Source organism: Micromonospora parastrephiae (assembly GCF_016802865.1).
GTDB classification, from domain to species: domain Bacteria; phylum Actinomycetota; class Actinomycetes; order Mycobacteriales; family Micromonosporaceae; genus Micromonospora; species Micromonospora parastrephiae.
The window spans coordinates 1-6,889 of record NZ_JAEVHM010000240.1 but is presented as its reverse complement, the minus strand read 5'-3'; the positions used below and the strand labels follow the sequence as shown (position 1 = coordinate 6,889).

The following is a 6,889-nucleotide window of genomic DNA, read 5'->3' as shown; positions in this document are numbered from 1 at the left end:
ATCGCGGCAGCGAGGCGAACCGGCCGGCGGCGCGGTCGTCCACCGACTCGTACGCCTCCGCCGCCGCCCGGACCCCGCCGGCGGTCGCCGCCACCAGGGCGCCCAGCCGGCCGAACCAGGCGTGCCCGGCCGCCTCCAGCTCGACCAGGGACGCGGCGGCCCGCCAGCCAGGCGCCGACACCAGCAGCCCGGGCACCCCGGCCAGACCCAACGCCAACCCGTGAGCCTCGACGTCGAGCGCGGCGGCCACCGCGCGCAGCGCCTCCGGCTGCACCGCGAACGGCTCCTCGGTCATGACCCACCCCCACAGATCGGTATCGACGCGCTGACGCTAGGCGGGAGCCGGGCGGCCGGTGGTGCCCTGTGGACAGCGGCGACGGTCGTACCCCGGGCCTGTCCACAGGCGTTGCCCACGGCGGACCCGACGGCTAATCTGCCTCCCGCCCCGCCGGTAGGGTGAAGTGGTGATCGTCGCTGTCGGCATCGACGTCGTCCTGGTCGACCGGTTCGCCCGGGCCCTGGCACGGACGCCGCTGCTCGCCGACCGGCTCTTCACCGACGCCGAGCGGTCCACCCGCTCCGGCAACCCGCGATCTCCCGAGTCGCTGGCCGCCCGCTTCGCCGCCAAGGAGGCCGTCGCCAAGGCGCTCGGCGCCCCGGCGGGGCTGAGCTGGCACGACTGCGAGATCGTGCCCGACCCGGACGGGCGCCCCTGGCTGGCCGTCTCCGGCACGGTCGCGGCGGTGGCCGTCGAACGCGGGGTCAACCACTGGCACCTCTCGCTGTCGCACGACGGCGGGATCGCGTCGGCGATGGTGGTCGCGGAACGGTGACGTCGACCGGGTGGGCCGACCAGCACACCCGCGAGCGGATTGGGACACGGTGAGATGAGATCGGTGTGGCGGGTGGCCGACGTACGGGCGGCCGAGGCGGGACTGATGGGCACGCTGCCGGAGGGCACGCTGATGCAGCGGGCCGCCGCCGGGCTGGCCCGCCGGGCCGCGTTGCTGCTCGCCGAGCGGGGTGGGGTGTACGGCGGCCGGGTGCTGCTGCTGGTCGGCTCCGGCGACAACGGCGGCGACGCGCTCTACGCGGGGGAGCGGCTGGCCCGCCGGGGCGTGAACGTGTCCGCCCTCCTGCTCACCCCCGGACGCGCACGCGGCCGGGTTGGCGGCCCTGCGCGCCGCCGGTGGCCGGCTGGTGGACGGCCCGACCGACCCGGTCGACCTGGTCCTCGACGGCATCGTCGGGATCGGCGGCACCGGCGGCCTGCGGGCGAGCGCCGACGACCTGGTCCAGCGCCTCGGCGAGCTGCGCGGACGTGACGGCGGCCGGGCCACCGTGCTGGCGGTCGACGTCCCCAGCGGTGTGGCGGTGGACACCGGGCACGTGCCGCTGTCCGCGTCCGGCCGGCCCACCGCGGTCCGTGCCGACGTGACGGTGGCGTTCGGCGCGTTGAAGCCCGCCCTCGTGGTCGGGCCGGCGGCCGCCCTCGCCGGGCAGGTGGAGCTGGTCGACATCGGGCTGCGGCCATGGCTGCGAGGCACCCCCGCGCTGCGGGTCACCGAGTGGTCCGACCTGGTCAGCTGGTGGCCGCGACTGGGCCCGTCGTCGGAGAAGTACACCCGGGGTGTGGTCGGCGTCGCGACCGGCTCGGCGACGTACCCGGGCGCGGCGGTGCTCTCCGTCGGCGGGGCCCTCGCCGGACCTACCGGCCTGGTCCGCTACGCCGGCGGCGCCCGGGCCGAGGTGCTGCACCAGCACCCGTCGGTGATCGCCACCGACCGGGTCGCCGAGGCGGGCCGGGTGCAGGCCTGGGTGTGCGGCTCCGGGCTGGGAACCGGCGAGGAGGCCGCGGCCGAACTGCGGGCCGTCCTGGCCGCGCCGGTGCCGGTGGTGCTCGACGCCGACGCGTTGACCCTGCTGGTGGACGGGTCGCTCGCCGACCGGCTGCGCGGTCGGGACGCGCCCATCGTGGTCACCCCGCACGACCGGGAGTTCACCCGGCTCTGCGGGGAGGAACCCGGCGCCGACCGGGTCGGTGCCACGCTGCGGCTGGCCGCCTGGATGAACGCGGTGGTGCTGCTCAAGGGCGACCGCACGGTGATCGGCACGCCGGACGGCCGGGCGTACGTCAACCCGACCGGCACCCCGGCGCTGGCCACCGGCGGCACCGGTGACGTGCTGGCCGGGCTGCTCGGTTCGCTGCTGGCGTCCGGGCTGCCCGCCGAGCAGGCGGCGGCCTCGGCCGCGTACCTGCACGGGCTGGCCGGGCGGGAGGCGGCCCGGGGCGGTCCGGTGACCGCGCCCGACGTGGCGACGGCGCTGCGCCCGGTTGTCGCCCGGCTGGGCTGAACGTCACAGTTGCGGGCACGCCGAGGGGATCGACCGCCGGGACGTGCGTCGCCGCCCGGCGTGATCACAGCGGAAAGTAGGCTGGGCGCATGTGGCAGGCCGAGGTACGCGTCGATCTTGATGCGATCCGTGAGAACGTGAGCCGACTCCGGTCCGGCACCACCGCCGAGTTGATGGCGGTGGTGAAGGCCGACGGGTACGGCCACGGCATGCTCCCGGCCGCCCGGGCCGCGCTCGACGCCGGGGCGGACTGGCTCGGGGTCTGCACCCTCGACGAGGCGCTCACGCTGCGTCGGGCGGGCGTGACCGCGCCGGTGCTCGCCTGGCTGCTCGCACCCGGGCTGCCGCTGCACGAGGGGGTCAGCGCCGGGGTGGACCTCGCGGCGGCCAGCCTTCCGCAGCTGGACGAGATGGTCGAGGCGAGTCGGCTCGCCGGGCGTCCCGCCCGGCTGCACCTGAAGATCGACACCGGGCTGTCCCGGGGCGGGGCGACCGTCGCCGACTGGCCGGCTCTGCTGGACGCCGCCGCGAAGGCACAGTCCGACGGCCAGGTCGAGGTGGTCGGCGTGTGGAGTCACTTCGTGTACGCGGACATGCCGGGCCACCCGACCACCGACCGCCAGTTGGCCGTCTTCCACGAGGGGCTGGCCATGGTCGAGCGGGCCGGGTTGCGTCCCCGCTGGCGGCACCTGGCGAACTCGGCGGCCACCCTGACCCGCCCGGACACCCACTTCGACCTGGTCCGCCCCGGGCTGGCCATCTACGGCCTCTCCCCGCTGGCCAGCGAGACGTACGGGTTGCGCCCGGCGATGACCGCGCGCGCCCGGGTGATGCTCACCAAGCGGGTGCCGGCCGGCACCGGCGTCTCCTACGGGCACACCTACACCACGCCGGCGGACGCGAACCTGGCCGTGGTGCCGCTCGGGTACGCCGACGGGGTGCCCCGGCACGCGTCCAACACCGGTCCGGTGCAGCTCGCCGGCAAGCGGCGGACCATCTCCGGCCGGGTCTGCATGGACCAGTTCGTGCTCGACTGCGGCGACGATCCGGTGGCCGACGGCGACGTGGCGACGCTCTTCGGCAGCGGTGCCGACGGCGAGCCGACCGCCGACGACTGGGCCGAGGCGGTCGGCACGATCAACTACGAGATCGTCACCCGGTTCGGGGGGACGCGGGTGCCGCGCGTCTACGACGGCGAGCGGCCATGAGTCCGTACCGCATCCCGCGTCCGCGAACGGCGGCCGGCCGGGTCGCCGGGATCGTCGGCGCCGCGGTCGGGGTGGCGGCGGCCGGCCTGGCCGCCGGCGTCGCGACCGAGCGGACCCTGGTCCGCCGGCTCAAGACCGACCCCGCCGACCGCTACGCGCACGAGACGTTCGGCGAGCAGCGGTACGACGAGGCGTTCCGGCTGGAGCTGCCGGACGGCACGGACATCCACGTCGAGGTGGTCGAGCCGACCCGGCCGGTGCCGGGGCACCCGACGGTGGTGCTGGTGCACGGCTTCTGCCTGGACATGGGGACGTTCCACTTCCAGCGCCAGATGCTGGCCGCGCGTGGCGACTACCGGATCGTGGCGTACGACCAGCCCGGTCACGGCCGGTCCGGCCGTCTGGAGACCGGGGAGTACGACCTCGCGGTTCTCGGGCGGACGCTGCGTCGGGTCATCGACCGGACCGCCCCGGAGGGGCCGCTGGTCCTGATCGGACATTCGATGGGCGGCATGACGATCATGGCGTTCGCCGAGCTGTTCCCGGAGCTGTTCGGTGACCGGGTGGTGGGCACGGTGCTGATGGCCACCTCGGGCGGTCTGGTCGCGGAGACCAAGTTGGTCGCGCCGGCGCTGCTCGGCCGGGTCGGCGGTCCGGTGCTGTACATGGTCAGCAACGCCACCCGGTACGGCGGTCCGGTGATCGACAAGGCCCGCAAGTCGACGTCGAACGTCGCCTGGCTGTTGACCCGCAAGTACGGCTTCGGCACCCGCAAGCCGAGCCCGGCGCTGGTGTCCTACGTGGAGACGATGAACTCCCGGACGTCGGCCGACACGGTGACCCGCTATCTGCGGACCCTGGCCACCCACTCGCGCTTCCCGGCGCTCGCGGCGCTGGCCGCGACGCCGGTGCTGGTGGTGGTCGGCGACAAGGACATGATCACTCCGGTGACCCACTCCGAGGAGATCGTCCGGCGGTTGCCGCACGCCGAGTTCGTGAAGATCAAGGACAGCGGGCACGTGGTGATGTTGGAGCACGCGGACGAGGTCAACGCCGCGCTGGCGCGGTTTCTCAAGTCACTGCAGAGCGTGGAGGAACGGTGAGTCACGTCGTCAAGTTGCCGACCGTCGAGGACACCCAGGATTTCGGCCGCCGGCTGGCGGGGCTGCTGCGCGCCGGTGACCTCGTGCTGCTGACGGGTCCGCTGGGCGCCGGCAAGACCGCCCTCACGCAGGGCGTCGGCGCCGGGCTCGGTGTGCTCGGCGACATCACCTCGCCGACGTTCGTGATCGCGCGGGTGCACCGACCCGATCCGGCGCGGGGCGGCCGGGTGGCGCTGGTGCACGCCGACGCGTACCGGCTGGGGGACGCCACCGACCCGCGCGCCGAGATCGACGACCTGGACCTGGACGCCTCGGTGGACGAGTCGGTGACCGTCGTGGAGTGGGGCGAGGGTCTGGTGGAGCAGTTGGTCGACGCGCACCTGCGGGTCCGTATCGACCGCCGCGACGACGACACCCGGATCGTCGAGCTGGATCCGGTGGGTGGAGACTGGGCACGGCGATTGGCCCACCTGAAAGGTTCCTGATGCCCGACGACGCCCCCGCCCTGGATCTGCTGGCCCTGCTGCCGGAGTCGTGGCGTGCCGTGCTCACCCCGCACCTCGACCCGGCGCGCACCGCCGCGCTGGGCGAGTTCGTCGCCCGGGAGTACGCGACGCAGACCGTCTTCCCGCCGCTGGAGGACCTGTTCTCGGCGTACCGGCTCTGCCCGCCGCAGGGCGCCCGGGTGCTGATCCTCGGGCAGGATCCCTACCACCGGGCCGGGCAGGCGCACGGGCTGAGCTTCAGCGTCCGCGACGGCGTGACGGTGCCGCCGTCGCTGCGCAATGTCTTCAAGGAGCTGGGCGAGGACGTGGGCGTGCCCAAGCCGCGCAGCGGCAACCTCGACGGCTGGGCCGCCCAGGGCGTGCTGCTGCTCAACGCGGTGCTGACCGTCCGCCAGGCCAGCCCGGGCTCGCACGCCAACGCCGGTTGGGAAGAGTTCACCGATGCCACCATCCGGGCGTTGGACGCGTCGCCGGAGCGGGTGGTCTTCCTGCTCTGGGGCGGGTACGCCCGTAAGAAGGCCGCCCTGGTCACCAACCCGCAGCATGTGGTGTTGGAGGCCGGCCACCCGAGCCCGATGAATCCGCGCGGCTTCCTGGGCAGCCGACCGTTCAGCGCCGCCAACAAAGCTCTCGCCGACGCCGGTCTGCCCACGGTCGACTGGGAACGCACCGCCGGCTGATCAGCCCGGCTGCCGGGCCCGGAAGCGACGCAGCAACTCGGCGGCCCGCGGCTCGGTCAGCTCCAGCTCGACCAGCGGCACCACCTGGTAACCCCGCCCGGCGTGGCGCACCTCGATGGTTTCGGGCAGCTCGTCGCACATCGTGGCCCTGATCTCGCCGTAGCGGGTCGACCAGCGGTGTTCGCCCTGCTCCTCGGGCTCCAGCCACACCCCGCCGAACTCACCCCAGCGGGCGTTCCACCGCTGACCGTAGTTCGCCTCCAGCCAGCGGGTGAACGTCTTCGAGTCCCGCCATCGCAGGGCGATCTCCGGCGCGTCAACCGGCACCGGCGCGCCCTGCAACAGCGCCGCGGTGTTTCCGGTGAGCACCTGCGGGATGTCGGGGAGCCGCTCCAGCATCCGATCGAGTCCCAGCTCGTCGATCCGCTCGGCGATCGGCCGGGCGGCCAGGTCGTCGATCCGGGCGTCGAGGTGCGCGTCCAGCGGCTCCACCCCGACAACCAGCTGCACGTCCATCGCGGCGAGCAACGCCTCGAGCACGGCGATGCTCGGCGCTCGCCCGCCGTTCTCGATCCGTGCCACCGTCGCCTGGCTGACGCCGGCCGCCTCGGCCAGCTCGCACTGGGTCAGCTCGCGCAGGTGCCGTTGCTGTCGGACGGCACTGCCGAGCAGGGTGACAAGGCGCGTGGTTGGCATCCCGGGATGGTGAACCATGCCGGGCCGATGCGGATACCGCTGAGCCGGATTCACGACTGGACGGCCTTCGTTCCGGTTTGCAGAGGCAGGGGTGGCGTGCCTCGGCTACCGGGCCACGTCCGCTGACGAGCGTTATACCTGTGAGTCATATTTATGACTCACAGGTATAACGCTCACTGGAGGACGCGCCGCCGCCCCTCGGCCAGTCCGGATCACCCGGCCGGTCCGGCGGTGGGGTCGGTTTGTCCGACGGTTCGGGCAGCCCGGCCGGGCCACGACGAGCGGCCGTGGCGGTGGCGAGCGGCGGTGGCGGGCGGCTGTGGCGGTGCCGGGCGGCACCG

At 74.1% G+C, this 6,889-nt stretch carries 7 protein-coding genes and 1 pseudogene; 6 read left to right on the top strand and 2 right to left on the bottom strand.

Features of this window, described 5'->3' with window-relative positions:
• On the bottom strand, nucleotides 1-295 hold a 295-nt coding region (locus JNW91_RS28135), incomplete at its 3' end, for a type VII secretion target (RefSeq protein WP_203178494.1).
• Between the two features lie 169 nt (nucleotides 296-464).
• On the opposite strand from JNW91_RS28135, the gene JNW91_RS28130 reads away from it, so the two are divergent.
• The 6 genes and pseudogenes from JNW91_RS28130 (at nucleotide 465) to ung (ending at nucleotide 5,852) form a co-directional block, all read left to right on the top strand.
• Nucleotides 465-833 (top strand): holo-ACP synthase, encoded by a 369-nt coding sequence (locus JNW91_RS28130; protein WP_203178492.1) that lies wholly within the window; start codon nucleotides 465-467, stop codon nucleotides 831-833.
• 54 nt (nucleotides 834-887) lie between these two features.
• A pseudogene (locus JNW91_RS28125) lies at nucleotides 888-2,355 on the top strand (NAD(P)H-hydrate dehydratase).
• Nucleotides 2,356-2,444: 89 nt separating this feature from the next.
• Nucleotides 2,445-3,563: an alanine racemase gene (alr, locus tag JNW91_RS28120; RefSeq protein ID WP_203178490.1), complete on the top strand. Its 1,119-nt coding sequence runs from the start codon at nucleotides 2,445-2,447 to the stop codon at nucleotides 3,561-3,563.
• Nucleotides 3,560-4,666 carry an alpha/beta fold hydrolase gene (locus tag JNW91_RS28115; protein WP_203178488.1) on the top strand — a complete coding sequence of 369 codons (1,107 nt, stop codon included), beginning with the start codon at nucleotides 3,560-3,562 and terminating at the stop codon, nucleotides 4,664-4,666. The genes alr and JNW91_RS28115 overlap by 4 nt, the downstream gene beginning before the upstream one ends.
• Nucleotides 4,663-5,151, top strand: coding sequence for a tRNA (adenosine(37)-N6)-threonylcarbamoyltransferase complex ATPase subunit type 1 TsaE (tsaE, locus tag JNW91_RS28110; RefSeq protein WP_203178487.1), 489 nt, complete (start codon nucleotides 4,663-4,665; stop codon nucleotides 5,149-5,151). Before JNW91_RS28115 ends, tsaE begins: the two co-directional genes overlap by 4 nt.
• Nucleotides 5,151-5,852 carry a uracil-DNA glycosylase gene (gene ung / locus JNW91_RS28105; RefSeq protein ID WP_203178484.1) on the top strand — a complete coding sequence of 234 codons (702 nt, stop codon included), beginning with the start codon at nucleotides 5,151-5,153 and terminating at the stop codon, nucleotides 5,850-5,852. The genes tsaE and ung overlap by 1 nt, the downstream gene beginning before the upstream one ends.
• Here the strand turns inward: ung and JNW91_RS28100 are convergent, their stop codons facing one another.
• A complete protein-coding gene (locus tag JNW91_RS28100) occupies nucleotides 5,853-6,548 on the bottom strand; it encodes a helix-turn-helix domain-containing protein (protein ID WP_203178483.1) in 696 nt (231 codons plus the stop codon). It abuts the gene before it with no gap.
• Nucleotides 6,549-6,889: the final 341 nt, after the last annotated feature.